The organism is Acidovorax sp. GW823-FHT01C06, assembly GCF_058798375.1.
Genome location: NZ_JBXAKN010000004.1, coordinates 249,048 through 262,648, shown reverse-complemented (window position 1 = coordinate 262,648; position 13,601 = coordinate 249,048). Strand labels below are relative to the sequence as shown.

At 69.0% G+C, this 13,601-nt stretch carries 13 protein-coding genes; 10 read left to right on the top strand and 3 right to left on the bottom strand.

Annotated elements, in window-relative coordinates; genetic code table 11:
* The first annotated feature begins 28 nt into the window (after positions 1–28).
* The 5 genes from AC1RCS_RS11670 to mtgA all read left to right on the top strand — a co-directional run bounded on the left by AC1RCS_RS11670 (position 29) and on the right by mtgA (position 5,575).
* Positions 29–790 (top strand): metallophosphoesterase, encoded by a 762-nt coding sequence (locus AC1RCS_RS11670; protein ID WP_492244571.1) that lies wholly within the window; start codon positions 29–31, stop codon positions 788–790.
* A gap of 36 nt (positions 791–826) precedes the next feature.
* Positions 827–2,902 carry a ribonuclease catalytic domain-containing protein gene (locus AC1RCS_RS11665; protein WP_492244572.1) on the top strand — a complete coding sequence of 692 codons (2,076 nt, stop codon included), beginning with the start codon at positions 827–829 and terminating at the stop codon, positions 2,900–2,902.
* Between the two features lie 79 nt (positions 2,903–2,981).
* On the top strand, positions 2,982–3,842 hold the full coding sequence (locus AC1RCS_RS11660; protein ID WP_218296082.1) for a TonB family protein: 861 nt from the start codon (positions 2,982–2,984) through the stop codon (positions 3,840–3,842).
* Between the two features lie 120 nt (positions 3,843–3,962).
* The gene (gene aroE / locus AC1RCS_RS11655) at positions 3,963–4,811 is read left to right on the top strand and encodes a shikimate dehydrogenase (RefSeq protein WP_492244573.1); all 849 of its coding nucleotides are present in this window, start codon (positions 3,963–3,965) and stop codon (positions 4,809–4,811) included.
* Between the two features lie 29 nt (positions 4,812–4,840).
* Entirely contained in the window at positions 4,841–5,575 is a 735-nt protein-coding gene (mtgA, locus tag AC1RCS_RS11650) for a monofunctional biosynthetic peptidoglycan transglycosylase (protein ID WP_492244574.1), read from the top strand.
* Between the two features lie 67 nt (positions 5,576–5,642).
* On the opposite strand, the gene AC1RCS_RS11645 is transcribed toward mtgA, so the two are convergent.
* Positions 5,643–7,076 carry a cytochrome P450 gene (locus tag AC1RCS_RS11645; RefSeq protein WP_492244575.1) on the bottom strand — a complete coding sequence of 478 codons (1,434 nt, stop codon included), beginning with the start codon at positions 7,074–7,076 and terminating at the stop codon, positions 5,643–5,645.
* Between the two features lie 76 nt (positions 7,077–7,152).
* Here AC1RCS_RS11645 and AC1RCS_RS11640 point away from each other — a divergent pair, with 76 nt between their 5' ends.
* The 4 genes from AC1RCS_RS11640 to ruvC all read left to right on the top strand — a co-directional run bounded on the left by AC1RCS_RS11640 (position 7,153) and on the right by ruvC (position 10,633).
* Positions 7,153–8,064, top strand: a complete 912-nt coding sequence (locus tag AC1RCS_RS11640) for a helix-turn-helix domain-containing protein (RefSeq protein WP_255594768.1) — start codon at positions 7,153–7,155, stop codon at positions 8,062–8,064.
* A gap of 143 nt (positions 8,065–8,207) precedes the next feature.
* A complete protein-coding gene (locus AC1RCS_RS11635; protein WP_218339704.1) occupies positions 8,208–8,969 on the top strand; it encodes a lysophospholipid acyltransferase family protein in 762 nt (253 codons plus the stop codon).
* A 61-nt stretch (positions 8,970–9,030) separates the two neighbouring features.
* Positions 9,031–10,023 carry a phosphatidate cytidylyltransferase gene (locus AC1RCS_RS11630; protein ID WP_218296088.1) on the top strand — a complete coding sequence of 331 codons (993 nt, stop codon included), beginning with the start codon at positions 9,031–9,033 and terminating at the stop codon, positions 10,021–10,023.
* Between the two features lie 61 nt (positions 10,024–10,084).
* Positions 10,085–10,633 carry a crossover junction endodeoxyribonuclease RuvC gene (gene ruvC, locus AC1RCS_RS11625; protein ID WP_218339705.1) on the top strand — a complete coding sequence of 183 codons (549 nt, stop codon included), beginning with the start codon at positions 10,085–10,087 and terminating at the stop codon, positions 10,631–10,633.
* A 139-nt stretch (positions 10,634–10,772) separates the two neighbouring features.
* Here the strand turns inward: ruvC and AC1RCS_RS11620 are convergent, their stop codons facing one another.
* Both AC1RCS_RS11620 and AC1RCS_RS11615 read right to left on the bottom strand, forming a co-directional pair.
* On the bottom strand, positions 10,773–11,525 hold the full coding sequence (locus AC1RCS_RS11620; protein ID WP_218296090.1) for a M48 family metallopeptidase: 753 nt from the start codon (positions 11,523–11,525) through the stop codon (positions 10,773–10,775).
* Between the two features lie 341 nt (positions 11,526–11,866).
* Positions 11,867–12,352, bottom strand: a complete 486-nt coding sequence (locus tag AC1RCS_RS11615; RefSeq protein WP_218296091.1) for a CZB domain-containing protein — start codon at positions 12,350–12,352, stop codon at positions 11,867–11,869.
* Between the two features lie 199 nt (positions 12,353–12,551).
* Between AC1RCS_RS11615 and AC1RCS_RS11610 the strand changes: the two genes are divergently transcribed.
* The gene (locus AC1RCS_RS11610; protein ID WP_492244576.1) at positions 12,552–13,586 is read left to right on the top strand and encodes an LLM class flavin-dependent oxidoreductase; all 1,035 of its coding nucleotides are present in this window, start codon (positions 12,552–12,554) and stop codon (positions 13,584–13,586) included.
* Positions 13,587–13,601: the final 15 nt, after the last annotated feature.

Genomic DNA, 13,601 nt, shown 5'->3' with positions numbered 1-13,601 from the left:
TCCACCAGGCAACTTCCTCGCACACCCCATGAGAATCGCCCTGCTTTCCGACCTGCACCTGTCCGTGCAGCCCCTGGCCCTTGCCGTGCCCGACGCCGACGTGGTGGTGCTGGCCGGAGACCTGCAGCGGCCCGCGCAGGCCATGGCGTGGGCACGGCAGCTGGGACTGCCCACGGTCTTCGTGGCGGGCAACCACGAGTTCTACGGCTCGGACCTCGTGACCACCATGGCGCAGCTGCGCGCGCATGCCGAGGGCAGCGGCGTGCGGGTGCTCGAACGTGGCGAGTGGCGCCACGGCGGCGTGCGTTTCCTGGGGTGCACGCTGTGGTCGGACTACCGGCTTTTTGACTCGGCGCAGCAACGCGACGAGACCCTGGCCAAGGCCGTGGAGCTGGTGCGCGACTTCACCCGCATCCGCGTGGCGCCCGAATTTCCCCAGCCGTTCACCCCCGCGGTGTCGCAGATGCTCTTCGACCAGTCCGTCGCCTGGCTGGAAGAGCGTTTTGCCGAGCCGTTTGACGGTCCCAGCGTGGTCGTCACGCACTTCGCGCCGGCGCGCGGCAGCATTGCCAGCCAGTTCGCCGGCTCGCCGCTCAATGCCTGCTTCGTCTCCGACCTGGAGGAGCGCATCCTGCGCTGGCAACCCCGCCTGTGGCTGCACGGCCACGTGCACGACAGCTTCGACTACACCATCGGCGCCACGCGCGTCGTCGCCAATCCACGGGGCTACGCGCCCCAGGGCGTGGTGGAAAACAAGGCGTTCGCTCCCGGACTGGTCCTGGAGATCTGACAATCGGCGCCCGGCGCCCATGGGAGAATGCCGGCCATGCATGCATTGTTTGAAGAAGCCGGCAAGTTCATGGCCGGCCGTATCCTGTCCGAAGCCGACACCTCCGCCCAGGTCGAGCTCGACTCGGGCAAACGGGTCAAGGTCAAGGCCGCCAACCTCCTCCTGAAATTCGAGAAACCTGCTCCCGCCGAGCTGGTCGCCCAGGCCCAGGCCGTGGCCGAGACCATCGAGCTGGACCTGGCCTGGGAGTTCGCGCCCGAAGACGAATTCGGCTTTGCCGACCTGGCGCGCGACTACTTCTCCGAGAACGCCACCCTGGTCCAGCAGGCCGGTGCGCTGTTCCGCCTGTACGACGCGCCCCACTATTTCCGCCGCGCGGGCAAGGGCCGGTTCAAGAAGGCATCGGCCGAGATCCTGCAGCAGGCGCTGGCGGCCATCGAGAAGAAAAAGGCCGTCCTCGCGCAGATCGACGAATGGGCCGCAGCGCTCGGACGCGGCGAATGCCCGCAGCCGATCCGCGACCAGCTCTACAAGATATTGTTCAAGCCCGACAAGAACGCGCCCGAATACAAGGCCGTGGTGGACGCCAGCCGCGCCACGCACACCGCGCCGCTCGACCTGCTGCAAAAGGCCGGCGCCATCGACTCGGCCTACCAGTTCCACTGGAAGCGCTTCTTGTTCGAGAACTTCCCCAAGGGCACGGGCTTTCCAGCCGTCACGGCGCCCGCCATTGCGGACGAGCTGCCGCAGTCGCCCGCGCAGGCGTATTCCATCGACGATTCGCAGACCACCGAAATCGACGATGCGCTGTCGGTGCAGGGCCTGGGCACGGGCACCGTGGTACTGGGCATCCACATCGCGGCGCCCGGCCTGGCGATCCAGCCGGGCAGCGCCATCGACCAGCTCGGCCGCGCGCGCCTGTCCACGGTGTACATGCCGGGCTACAAGATCACCATGCTGCCCGACGACGTGGTGCAGACCTACACGCTGGACGAGGGCCGCGCCAACCCGGCCGTGTCGCTGTACGTGACCATCGACGAGGCCACGCTGGAGTTCAAGAGCTCCGAGACAAAGCTCGAGCGCGTGCACGTGGTGGCCAACCTGCGCCACGACCAGCTCGATGCGGTGGTGACCGAAGAATGGCTGTCCAACCCGGCGTTCGAGCATCAAAACGACCCCCAGCGCTTGTCCGACCTGCGCCCCCAGCTATCATTTTTGCACCGCCTGGCCAAGGACCTCAAGGCCCGCCGCGAAGTCGTGCGCGGCAAGCCCGAGAACTTCAACCGGCCGGACTACAACTTCCGCCTGGTCGGCAACAACGGCGCCGAGCCCACGGGTGATGAACAAGTGCAGATCAGCGTGCGCCAGCGCGGCGCGCCGCTCGACCTCATCGTGGCCGAGGCCATGATCGTGGCCAACAGCACCTGGGGCAGCTGGATGGCCGAGCTGGGCGTGCCCGGCATCTACCGCAGCCAGGCCAGCATGGCGCCGGGCGTGAAGGTGCGCATGGGCACCAAGGCGCTGCCGCATGCGGGCATCGGCGTGAAGGCGTATTCATGGGCCACATCGCCCCTGCGCCGCTACACCGACCTGGTCAACCAGTGGCAGATCATTGCCTGCGCCCGCCACGGCAAGACCGCCGCGCTGGCCGCGCCCTTCAAGCCCAAGGACGCCGACCTGTTCTCCATCATCAGCAGCTTCGACGGCGCCTACAGCGCCTACAACGGCTACCAGGCCGGCATGGAACGCTTCTGGACGCTCAAGTATGTGGAGCAGCACGGCATCACCGAGCTGAACGCCACCGTCTTCAAGGAAGGCCCGGGCGGCAGCTTTTTGGTGCGGGCGGACGACATTCCGCTGGTCTTCCCGGTGCTGGGCGCGCAGAACCTGCCGCGCGGCGCGCGCCTCCTGGTGAAGCTGGGCGAGGTGGACGAGATCACCCTGGACATCCACGGCACCGTGATCGAGCGCCTGGACGACCCGGCCGATAGCAGCGACGACGGCCCGGTGGAGGACGCCGAGGAAGAAGACGACACCGTGGCGGGGCCCATCGCCATCGCCGTGGATGTGAACGAGGCCGAACCCGCCACCGCTGATAATCCCACCCCGTGAACATGGCCCCCACGCTCCCCAGCCCCGTCTGGCCGCGGCCCCCCGAGGGGGCCGCGTTGGATTCGGGGGCATCCCTGAAATGAAACTGCCCGCCTTCCTTCGCACCTTCAGCACGCTGCAGCTGGCGCTGGGCGTGTCCATCGCCGTGCACGCCGCGCTGATCTCGGTGCGCTTCATCGACCCCGAGGGCTTCAACCGCGTGTTCCAGGACACGCCGCTCGAAGTCATCCTGGTCAACGCCAAGTCCAACGAGCGCCCCGACAAGGCCCAGGCCATCGCCCAGACCAACCTGGCGGGCGGCGGCGATGCCGACAAGGGCCGCGCCACCAGCCCCCTGCCGTATTCGGCGCTCACGGCCATTGGCGACGATTTCGAGGAAGCGCAGCGCAAGATGGATGCGATGCAGGAGCAGCAGGCGCAGCTGCTGGCCCAGCTGCGCAAGCAGCTGGCCACCCTGCCCGAGCCCGACCCGCGCAAGCCCAGCCAGAGCGCCGAGCAGGCCAACGAGCAGGAAAAGCGGCGCCAGCTCGTCAAGCTGCTGGCCGAGATCGAAAAGCGCATCAACGAAGAAAACTCGCGCCCCAAGAAGCGCTACATCAGCCCCGCCACGCGCGAGGAAGCCTACGCCGCCTATTACGACACGCTGCGCCGCAAGGTGGAAGACAAGGGCACCGAGAACTTCCCCGAACAGGGCGGGCGCAAGCTGTACGGCGAGCTCACGATGATCGTCACCGTCAACCACGACGGCCGCGTGCTGGAGACCGAGGTGGTGCAAGGCTCGGGCAACACCACACTCGACCGGCGCGCCGAGGCCATTGCCCGCGCCGCAGGGCCCTTTGGCGCCTTTGGCACCGACATGCGCAAGAAGGCCGACCAGATCGCCATGGTGGCGCGCTTCAAGTTCACGCGGGACCAAACCCTGGAAACCAGTGTTCGGTAACCCCCCTGAGTCGCCTGCGGCGTCTTCCCCCCAGGGCGACGCCGCCAGCCGCCTGGCAAAGCCCGTTCCGCGGCAGCCCCGGCCTGACCCCGCTCCCTGCATGCAGCCCTTGTTGTTCCCATGACACCTTCGCCTCTCGCCCCCGACCTGTACTGCGTGATGGGCAACCCGGTGGCGCACAGCCGCTCGCCCGCCATCCACGCCCGCTTCGCCGAACTGACGGGCGAGCACATCGCCTACGAGCGCCGCCTGGTGCCCATGGATGGTTTTGCGCAGGGCGTGCGCGACTTCGCGGCCCAGGGCGGGCGCGGCTGCAATGTCACCGTGCCTTTCAAGACCGAGGCGCCCGGTCTCGCCACCGAATGCAGCGAACGCGTGCAACTGGCCGGTGCGGCCAACACCCTGACCTTCCGCGCCGATGGCGGCATCTATGCCGACAACACCGACGGCCTGGGCCTGGTGGCCGACATCACGCGCAACGCGGGCATCTCGCTGGCGGGGCGCGATGTGCTGCTGGTGGGCGCCGGTGGCGCCGCTGCGGGCGTGCTGGGCCCGCTGCTGCGGGCCGGTGCGCGCCACATCACCGTGGCCAACCGCACGCTGGCCAAGGCACAGGCCCTGGTGCAATCGCACAGCGCGCTCGCATCGCTACAAAAATCGGAGCTGCTAGCGCTTATCCCACAAGCGCTAGATGCCAATTTTGATGTCATCATCAATGCCACGGCCAGCAGCCTTGCCGGTGCCGAGGTGCCGGTGCCCGCCCACGTGCTGCGCCCGGGCTGCCTGGCCTACGACATGATGTATGGCCCCGCAGCGCAGGGTTTTCTGGACTGGGCCCGGCGCCACGGCGCCGTGCCGCGCGACGGCCTGGGCATGCTGGTGGAGCAGGCCGCCGAAGCGTTCCTGCTGTGGCGCGGGGTGCGCCCGCCCTCGGCGCAGGTGCTGGCCGAACTCCAATCCGCCCTCTGACTGAACCCACGGAACAAGGACACGCTGCGATGAAAGCCGTGCTGCGCTGGCTGGGACTGGTGGTGCTCGCCTTCGTGGCGCTGCAGCTGTTCTTCGTGGTCCGCATCGCGGCCATGGTGGCCATCGACCCGGAATCCACCAGCTTCCAGCGCTCCGAGGCCTGGGCGCAGCTGTCCAGCACGGGCCAGGTGCGCTGGCGCCAGCAATGGGTGCCCTACGCGAGCATCTCGGACTCGCTCAAGCGCGCCGTGATCGCGTCGGAAGACGATGGCTTCGTGAGCCACGACGGCGTGGACTGGATGGCCATCGAGAAGGCCTGGGAGCGCAACGCCAAGGCCGAGGCCCAGGCCAGCAAGGCGCAGGCCCGCGCCCCCGACCGCCCCGTGCGCGCCCCGAAGATCCGGGGCGGCTCGACCATCACGCAGCAACTGGCCAAGAACCTGCTGCTCTCGGGCGAGCGCACGCTGCTGCGCAAGGGCCAGGAGTTCGTGCTGACGCTGCTGCTGGAGCAACTGCTCTCCAAGCAGCGCATCCTGGAGATCTACCTCAACAGCGTGGAGTGGGGCGAAGGCGTGTTCGGCGCCGAGGCGGCCGCGCAGCACTACTTTCGCAAGAGCGCCAGCAAACTCACCGCCGGCGAGGCCGCGCGCCTGGCGGTGATGCTCCCGGCCCCCAAGCGCTTCGAGAAAACACCCGGGTCCGCGTATCTGGCGGGCCGGTCGCGGACGATTCTGGCGCGCATGGGCAGCGCGGAGCTGCCGTGACGGGGCGGGCCCTGCGCCACCGCAGGGCCTGGGGGCACCTGGCCCTGCACCCGCCCGGGCGGCGCGCCTAGCACCGCCGCGCCAGCCGCACCATCACCGGCCCGTCAGGCCGCAAGGTCACGTGCAGCCTTGGCGCGCACGCGGGCCCCCCACCCGGCAACCGCAGCTGATAGCGCTGCAGCAGCATGGCCGCGAGCAGCGTCATCTCCAGCATCGCGAAGTGCTGGCCAATGCACACGCGGGGGCCCACGCCGAACGGTATCCATGCACCCTTGGGGATGGCCGGGGCATCGTCCAGAAAACGCTCGGGCACGAACCGGTCGGCCTGGGCAAACCAGCGTTCATCCCGGTGCAGCACCCAGGGCGTGATGCGCAGCATCGCGCCCTGGGGCACGGCCACGCCCCCCAGCGTGATGGGCGCGGTGGTGCGCCGGGTCATCAGCGCGGCAATCGGCGGGTACAGGCGCAGCGCCTCCTTGAGCGTGGCGGCCAGAAAGGGCAGCCGGGCCAGGTGCTCGGGGCCGGGCGTCTGGCCCGGGGGCAGCACGCTGTCCACCTCGGCCTGCGCGCGCTGCGCGGCCTCGGGGTGTTCGGCCATCAGGCGGCTCCACCACAGCAGCGTGGTGGCGCTGGTTTCGTGCCCGGCCTGGAAGCTGACCATGCACTGGTCGAAGACCTCCTGCGGCGACAGCGGCTCGCCCGTGGATTCGTCGCGCAGCGCCAGCAGCATGTGCAGCAGGTCGGTGCGCGGCGGAGCGCTCGCCGGGCCGCCCTCTTCCCGCCTGCGCGCATCGATGTGGCGCTGCACCAGCCCCCGGAGCGCCTTGAGCGCGCGCCGCTTGGCGGACTTGCCGGGCAGGGGCAGCCAGTCGGGCAGCGTGAAGGGCATGAACATTTCGCGGAACGCCGTCTCCGACAGCGTCTGCGTGGCCCAGGCGGCGTCGCGCGCATCGGCCTTTGCCGACTCGCTGAACAGCGTGCGCAGGATCACGTCCATCGCCACGCCGGTCCACAATGTGTCCATGGGCACCAGCGCCTCGGCCTGGCCGGCGGGCACGGCGGCATCGAGCGCGCTGCGGGCGGCATCGGTCATCAGTTGCGCGTAGCCCGCCACGCGCCTGGGGCTGAACGCGGGCATCAGCATGCGGCGCTGGCGCTGCCAGGTGTCGCCCTCGGTGACCAGCACGCTCTGGCCGAACACCTGCTCGAACACGGCAATGCCGCGCTCCCAGCGGATCAGCTGGTCGGCATGGGTGACCAGCGCCTCGCGCACCAGCTCGGGCGACATGAGGTCCCATGCATCCTCATGCACCAGGCGCATGCGGGTGAGGTCGCCATGGCGGCGCTGCAGCCGCACGACAAAGCCCAGGTAGTCGGCGCGCATGTCGCGCAGCAGGGGCAGCCCCCACCAGCGGCGGGCAGGGCCGCCAGGCCGTGCGGCCTGGGCGGTGGCGGGGGGTATCGGAGCGGTCGCGGCGGGAGTGGTGGTCGTGGTGTTCATGCCGTGCATGGTGCAATGCAGCAGCCGCCGGGTATTGAACGAATTCGACATCGCCCCTGGCCTACACTCGCGCCCCATGGCAACCCTGGTCCCACCTTCCGCACGGCATCCACAGGGGCTGATCCCCTCGGGCCAGCTGTGGCTGCCGCGCGCCAGCCTGTCGGCCTGCCTGCGCGGTGCCATGGTGCGCAGCACGCTGGGCTACGCGCTCCGTGACGAGCAACGCATCAACCGCTTTCCGGCCACGCCCCTGTGCAGCCTGAGCTGGTGGTTTGAGGGTCGCAGCGAATGCCTGGTGCCCGAGCGCCCCGACACCATGCCCGGCCTGCACAGCCCGCGCGAGGCCTACCCCGGTCGCTGGGTGCTGACGGGCCCGCACACTCGGCCCAGCACCAGCTATTGCGCCCATCCCACCCACGCCATGATGGTGATGTTCATGCCCGATGCGCTGCACCAGCTCATCGGCCTGGAGCCCGAGACGCTGACCGACCGCATGGTGGACGCGCAAACCGTGCTGCCGCCCGACTGGATCGCGATGTGCGAAGCCGTGCAGCACCAGCCCGACGACGCGGCCCGCATGGCGTGCCTGGAAGCATTTCTGGAGCCCCGCTGGCAAGCCTGCCGCCCCGCGCAAGCGCTGCAGGCGCAGCGCTATGGCGACTGGGCCATGCACCTCGCGCAACGCGCCGCCGTGTCGGCCCCAGGCCGCAGCCTGCGCCAGCTGGAGCGCCGCATCAAGCGCTGGGCAGGGCTGCCGCTGCGCGAGCTGCGCGGCTTCGGCAAGGCCGAGCAGGCGTTCTTCGACACCATCGCGGCCGAGGCTGTCCACGGCACGGTGAAATGGGCCGATGTGGCGGCGGGCGCAGGTTTCTCGGACCAGTCGCACCTGTGCCGCGTCACCCGGCGCGTCACCGGCTACGCACCGCAGGCACTGTATGACGGCATCTACGGCGACGAAGCGTTCTGGGCGTACCGCATCTGGGTGTAGGTGCAGCGGGGGTGGCCGCCCGCCCGCAGTCCGCCACGGCGGCGCACGCCGCAGGGCCCAGGGCGCAGGTCGCAGGTCGCAGGTCGCAGGTCGCAGGTCGCAGGTCGCAGGGCGCAGGGCGCACGCCACGTATCATCCCCGCCATGCTTGCCAAGTTGATGAGTCTTTTTCTGCTGGGGATCGTGCGGTTTCTCACCGGCTCCCAGGCCCGCTGGTATGGCTGCCCGCCCAAGGCCGAACAGCGTATCTACTTCGCCAACCACCAGAGCCATGCCGACATGGTGCTGATCTGGGCCGCGCTGCCCGAGGAGCTGCGCAGCATCACCCGCCCCATCGCGGCCAAGGACTACTGGACCAAGACGCCCTTGCGGCAATGGATCACCACGGCCGTGTTCAACGCCGTCTATGTGGACCGGCAGGCCACGCCCGCGCGGCCGACCGCGGCCGTGGCGGCGGAGCCCGGGGGCGCGCCCGCGGCCCCGGCCGATGCCGACACCGCCATGGCCGGCGGCCCCGACCCCTCGCCCGAAGCCCCGCCCCGCCCGCCCAGCCCCGAGGCGCTGCGCGCCGCGCTGCCCGAGTCGGACCCGCTGGCGCCGCTGGTGCGCGCGCTGGAGAGCGGCGACTCCATCGTGATCTTCCCCGAGGGCACGCGCGGCCATGGCGACGAGCCGCAGCCGTTCAAGTCGGGCCTGTTCAAGCTGGCGCAGATGTTCCCGCAGGTGGTGCTGGTGCCCGCCTGGATCAACAACGTGCAGCGCGTGATGCCCAAGGGCGAAGTGGTGCCCGTGCCCATCCTGTGTTCCGTGACCTTTGGCGCACCCGTCCAGCTCGAAGCGGGTGAAGAACGCCGTCCGTTCCTGGACCGCGCACGCCGCGCCGTGATCGCGCTGCGGGAAGTCTGACCATGACGATCCCCAAGCCCCTGCCCTCGCCTATCGCCGCGCCCCCGGGGGCGGCACGGACATGAACAACTTCCTGCGCAACCTCACCGCCACCCAGCAGATCGGGGCCCTGTTCCTGGTCGTGTTCGGCATCCTGTCCATCGTCACCGTCTGGGCCTTCGTGCGCAACCTGCGCGAGCACGCGGGCGACGATCCCGAATCCGAGGCGCGCGCGCTGGAGGCCAAGCGCTTCTGGGGCCTGCTCAAGACCTCGTGGATGATGGCCACCGTGTTCTGGGTGGGCTGGGTGCTGGGCGACACCGTGGCCACCGTGCTCTTCGCGATCGTGGGTTTTTTCGCGCTGCGCGAGTTCATCACGCTCTCGCCCACGCGCCGGGGCGACCACCGCAGCCTGGTGCTGGCCTTCTTCGTGGTGCTGCCGCTGCAGTTCTGGATCGTGGGCAGCAAGCACTTCGACCTGTTCACGGTGTTCATCCCCGTCTACGTGTTCCTGGCCCTGCCCGTGGTGAGCGCGCTGGCCAACGACCCGCAGCGCTTCCTGGAGCGCAACGCCAAGCTGCAGTGGGGCATCATGGTCTGCGTGTACGGCATGAGCCATGTGCCCGCGCTGCTGCTGCTCGACTTTCCGGGCTACCGCGACAAGGGCGCTTTCCTGGTGTTCTTCCTCGTCTTCGTGGTGCAGACCTGCATGGTGGTGCAGCATCTCCTGGGCCGGCGCTTTCCGCACAAGCCCGTGGCGCCGCAGGTCAGCCAGAGCTTCCAGTGGGCGAGCTGGCTGGCGGGCGTGGGCGTGGGCGGGCTGGTGGGCACGCTGCTCACCTTCATCACGCCCTTCAAGCCCGGGCAGGCGCTGGGCATGGCGCTGCTGGCCTGCGTGGCGGGCAGCCTGGGGCACCTGGTGATGAAGGCGCTCAAGCGCGACCGTGGCATCACGAGCTGGGGCATGCAGGGCATGTCCGTCACCGGCGCGGGCGGCCTGCTCGACCGGGTGGACGCCCTGTGCTTCGCGGCGCCGGTGTTCTTCCATTCGGTGCGCTGGTACTTCGGCCTCTGACAATAAAATCGGCCGCCAGCGCTTTACCAACAAGCGCTGGTAGCTATTAAATAAATAGCAAATGCGCATTCTCGGCATCGACCCCGGCCTGCAGACCACCGGCTTCGGCGTGGTGGACATGGACGGCCACCAGCTCAGCTACGTGGCCAGCGGCACCATCCGCACCACCACGCTGGCGCTGGGTGACCTGCCCGGGCGCCTGAAGATCCTGTTCGACGGCATCACCGAAGTGGCCGCGCGCTACGAGCCCGATGTGGCCTCGGTCGAGATCGTGTTCGTCAACGTCAATCCGCAGTCCACCCTGCTGCTGGGCCAGGCGCGCGGCGCCTGCATCACGGCCCTGGTGGCCAGCAACCTGCCCGTGGCCGAATACACCGCGCTGCAGATGAAGAAGGCCGTGGTCGGCCATGGCCGCGCGGCCAAGAGCCAGGTGCAGGAGATGGTGCGCCGCCTGCTGTGCCTGCCCGGCCTGCCGGGCACCGATGCGGCCGACGGCCTGGGCATGGCCATCACCCACGCGCATGCCGGTGCGGCCATGGGGCGGCTGGGGGAAGCGGCCACGCTCAACCGGCGCCAGCATGCGATGTACAAGGGCGGGCGCAGCTACTGACCCCCGGGCGCCCGCAAGACGGCGCCCCGCTGCGGCTTCGCCCGGCCACCCGCCGGAATGCCGGCGTGCCACAGGCAAAAAAATACCGCGCCCGAAGGCGCGGTATAGCCGCACCAGGGTTTCTGCGGCAATGAAAGGGTCAGGCCACCTGCGTCTTGAGCCGGTCGGCACGCTCCTTGGGCGAAGGGTGCGTGGACAGGAAGCTGGTGGAATCCCCGCCCGACATGGCGGCGAGCTTTTCCAGGGCCGTCACGCAGGCCGCGGGCTGGTAGCGCTTGGCCTTCATGAAGCCCATGGCGTAGTCATCGGCCTCGCGCTCGTTGCCTTGCGAGTGCTGGGCGCGTACCACCTTCTCGAACAGGTCACCCAGCTGCGAGCTGGCGATGGCGCCGGCCTTGCCGTTGCTCGACGCCACGGCGTTGCGCAGCGCGCTGGTGCGCAGGGCCGTCTGGATGCGGGCCTTGGTGTGGCCTGCCTTGACGTGGCCGATCTCGTGGCCGATCACGTAGCGCACCTCGTCGTCGGTGAACTTGTCCATGAGGCCCGAATACACGCGGATCGTGCCGTTGGCCATGGCGAAGGCGTTGATCTCGGGCGTGAGGTAGACCTTGAAATTCATCTTGAGGCCGTCGTGCGTGCCCAGGCCCGAGGTGAGTTTGGTGAGGCGGGTCGCGTAGGGGTTGCCTGCCGGGGCCACCTTGTTCTGGCGGTCCATCTCGGCGGACATCTGGTCGAACGTGCTCTTGAGTTCCTCGTCCGACAGGCTTTCGGACTTGGCCAGGTCCTTGCCCGCGTCCAGCATCTTGCCCAGGTCGAACTGCGCCCACACGGGCGATACGGCGCTCACGCCGGAAGCCAGGGTCACGAGCGTCAACAATTTACGGCGGTCCATCGGGGTTCCCTCTCTGACGTCAGTCAGTTGATTGATCTTGGTCTGATTGTTTTTTTGCGCAACCAACCGCAAGCAGTGGCGGGCGCGCGCCGAAGGATAGCCACGCCAGTGCCGTTTCCGGCCCCTGGCGATGTCTGCAGATGTAAGAACTGTGTGCCGATGCTGGCGGCGGGCGCGGCGGCGCTGATGGCCGCAGCCATTGCCGTGCCAGAACAGCCGGGAATGTGAAAAAAACGCTCCAGGCGCTTACTGGTCAATCACATCACGCTGCACAAAACATAGCATTCGACGGTATTGGTCAGCCGCTGTGCCGCGCCCAGTCATGCGGCTGCCCCCGGGATTCAGCGCCCCAGGCCCCGCTTGAGCTCCTTGAGCAGCAGCAGCACCTGGTTGGATGCGTGGCGGCAGCTTCCGTTGAGCAGCTGCACGGCCTTTTGCTGCTCCCCCGCCTGGAACAGGGTCACGACATCGGCCGCCTGCTGGTGGAAGTACTTGTGCCGCGCCACCAGCATGTCGAACGCCGGAAAGTGCCCCAACCGCACGCGCCCCGTGCCGTAGAGCCAGCGGCCCAGGTCGCAGCGGTCGTCCTGGCAGATGCGGTCGGGCCGCATGACCTCCTGCGAGCGGCCATTGACCATGTCCTGCAGCTGCAGGCGCCAGCGCTCGTGGCTGGCGATGGCCGCGTCGATGTCGATCTCGGTCATCAGCATGGAGGCGTATTCGGCGTCCAGCACCAGCTCGCTGCCGTTGTCTTCCATGGCCCAGGTGGTGTCGGGGCTGGCAGGGTCTTGCTCCCGGATCTTGAACAGGCGGCTGAAAAAACCCATGCTTGGTCCCAGTAAAGGCCTCGTGCGGGAAACCGGAAATCGTCCCGGCAGAAATGCCTTGAAACATTTTGTGGGTGCGGCGCATTTTTGGCTACCAAAAAATCGCCTCTCCGCGCACGCGGCCCAGGGCAACCCTTCAGCCGCTGCCAGCTCTGGCACCCGGCCTGCACGAATGTGGTGGCCGCCGGACAATGCACCCATGACTTCCACCGCCACCCGCCCCGCCCTGTCCATGCTCGACCTGGTCGCCGTCCGCGAAGGCGGCACCGTCGCCGACGCGCTGCAGATTGCCCTGCGCACCGCGCAGCACGCCGAAAAACTGGGCTTTGCCCGCTACTGGCTGGCGGAGCACCACAACATGGCGGGCATCGCCAGCTCGGCCACCGCCGTGCTGGTGGGGCACATCGCGGGGGGCACCTCGCGCATCCGCGTGGGCTCGGGCGGCGTCATGCTGCCCAACCACGCGCCGCTGGTGGTGGCCGAGGCCTTCGGCACGCTGGCCGAGCTGTACCCCGGCCGCATCGACCTGGGCCTGGGCCGCGCGCCGGGCACCGACCCCACCACCATGCGCGCATTGCGCCGCAGCCGGGTGGAGACGGCCGACGACTTTCCGCAGGACGTGGCCGAGCTGCAGCGCCTGCTGGCACCGGCAGAACCCAACCAGCGCCTGATCGCGATGCCCGGCGCAGGCACCAATGTGCCCATCTGGCTGCTGGGCTCCAGCCTGTTCTCGGCGCAACTGGCGGCGGAGCGCGGCCTGCCCTATGCCTTTGCCTCGCACTTCGCGCCGCGCCTGCTGCACCAGGCCATCGACCTGTACCGCAACCTGTACCGCCCGTCCGCCGCCTGGCCCAAGCCCTATGTGGCGATCGGGGTGCCCCTGATTGCAGCGCCCACGGACGAGGAAGCGGAGTTCCTGGCCAGCAGCACCTACCAGCGGGTGCTGGGCATCCTGACGGGCGACCGCCGCCGCCTGCTGCCACCCGTCGAAAACTACGCCGCGCGCCTGCAGCCGCAGGAACGTGCGGCCATCGGAGACTTTCTGGCCGCCGCCGTCATCGGCGGGCCTGACACCGTGCGAGCGGGCCTGGAGCAACTGAGCGAGGCCACGGGCGCGGATGAGCTCATGCTGGTGAGCGACGTGTACGACCCGGCGCTGCGGCTGCGCTCGCTGGACATCGCGGCGCAGGCCCACGGCACCCTGCGGGCCACAGGCCTGCCTCTGCCAGCCTGAATCACCACACACCCC

Coding starts and splice junctions, on each gene's coding strand:
- AC1RCS_RS11635 (WP_218339704.1), top strand. CDS start 8,208: ATGCTTGCCAAGTTGATGAGTCTTTTTCTGCTGGGGATCGTGCGGTTT.
- AC1RCS_RS11615 (WP_218296091.1), bottom strand. CDS start 12,352: ATGGGTTTTTTCAGCCGCCTGTTCAAGATCCGGGAGCAAGACCCTGCC.
- AC1RCS_RS11620 (WP_218296090.1), bottom strand. CDS start 11,525: ATGGACCGCCGTAAATTGTTGACGCTCGTGACCCTGGCTTCCGGCGTG.
- AC1RCS_RS11610 (WP_492244576.1), top strand. CDS start 12,552: ATGACTTCCACCGCCACCCGCCCCGCCCTGTCCATGCTCGACCTGGTC.
- AC1RCS_RS11630 (WP_218296088.1), top strand. CDS start 9,031: ATGAACAACTTCCTGCGCAACCTCACCGCCACCCAGCAGATCGGGGCC.
- ruvC (WP_218339705.1), top strand. CDS start 10,085: ATGCGCATTCTCGGCATCGACCCCGGCCTGCAGACCACCGGCTTCGGC.
- AC1RCS_RS11640 (WP_255594768.1), top strand. CDS start 7,153: ATGGCAACCCTGGTCCCACCTTCCGCACGGCATCCACAGGGGCTGATC.
- AC1RCS_RS11645 (WP_492244575.1), bottom strand. CDS start 7,076: ATGAACACCACGACCACCACTCCCGCCGCGACCGCTCCGATACCCCCC.
- AC1RCS_RS11660 (WP_218296082.1), top strand. CDS start 2,982: ATGAAACTGCCCGCCTTCCTTCGCACCTTCAGCACGCTGCAGCTGGCG.
- mtgA (WP_492244574.1), top strand. CDS start 4,841: ATGAAAGCCGTGCTGCGCTGGCTGGGACTGGTGGTGCTCGCCTTCGTG.
- AC1RCS_RS11665 (WP_492244572.1), top strand. CDS start 827: ATGCATGCATTGTTTGAAGAAGCCGGCAAGTTCATGGCCGGCCGTATC.
- aroE (WP_492244573.1), top strand. CDS start 3,963: ATGACACCTTCGCCTCTCGCCCCCGACCTGTACTGCGTGATGGGCAAC.
- AC1RCS_RS11670 (WP_492244571.1), top strand. CDS start 29: ATGAGAATCGCCCTGCTTTCCGACCTGCACCTGTCCGTGCAGCCCCTG.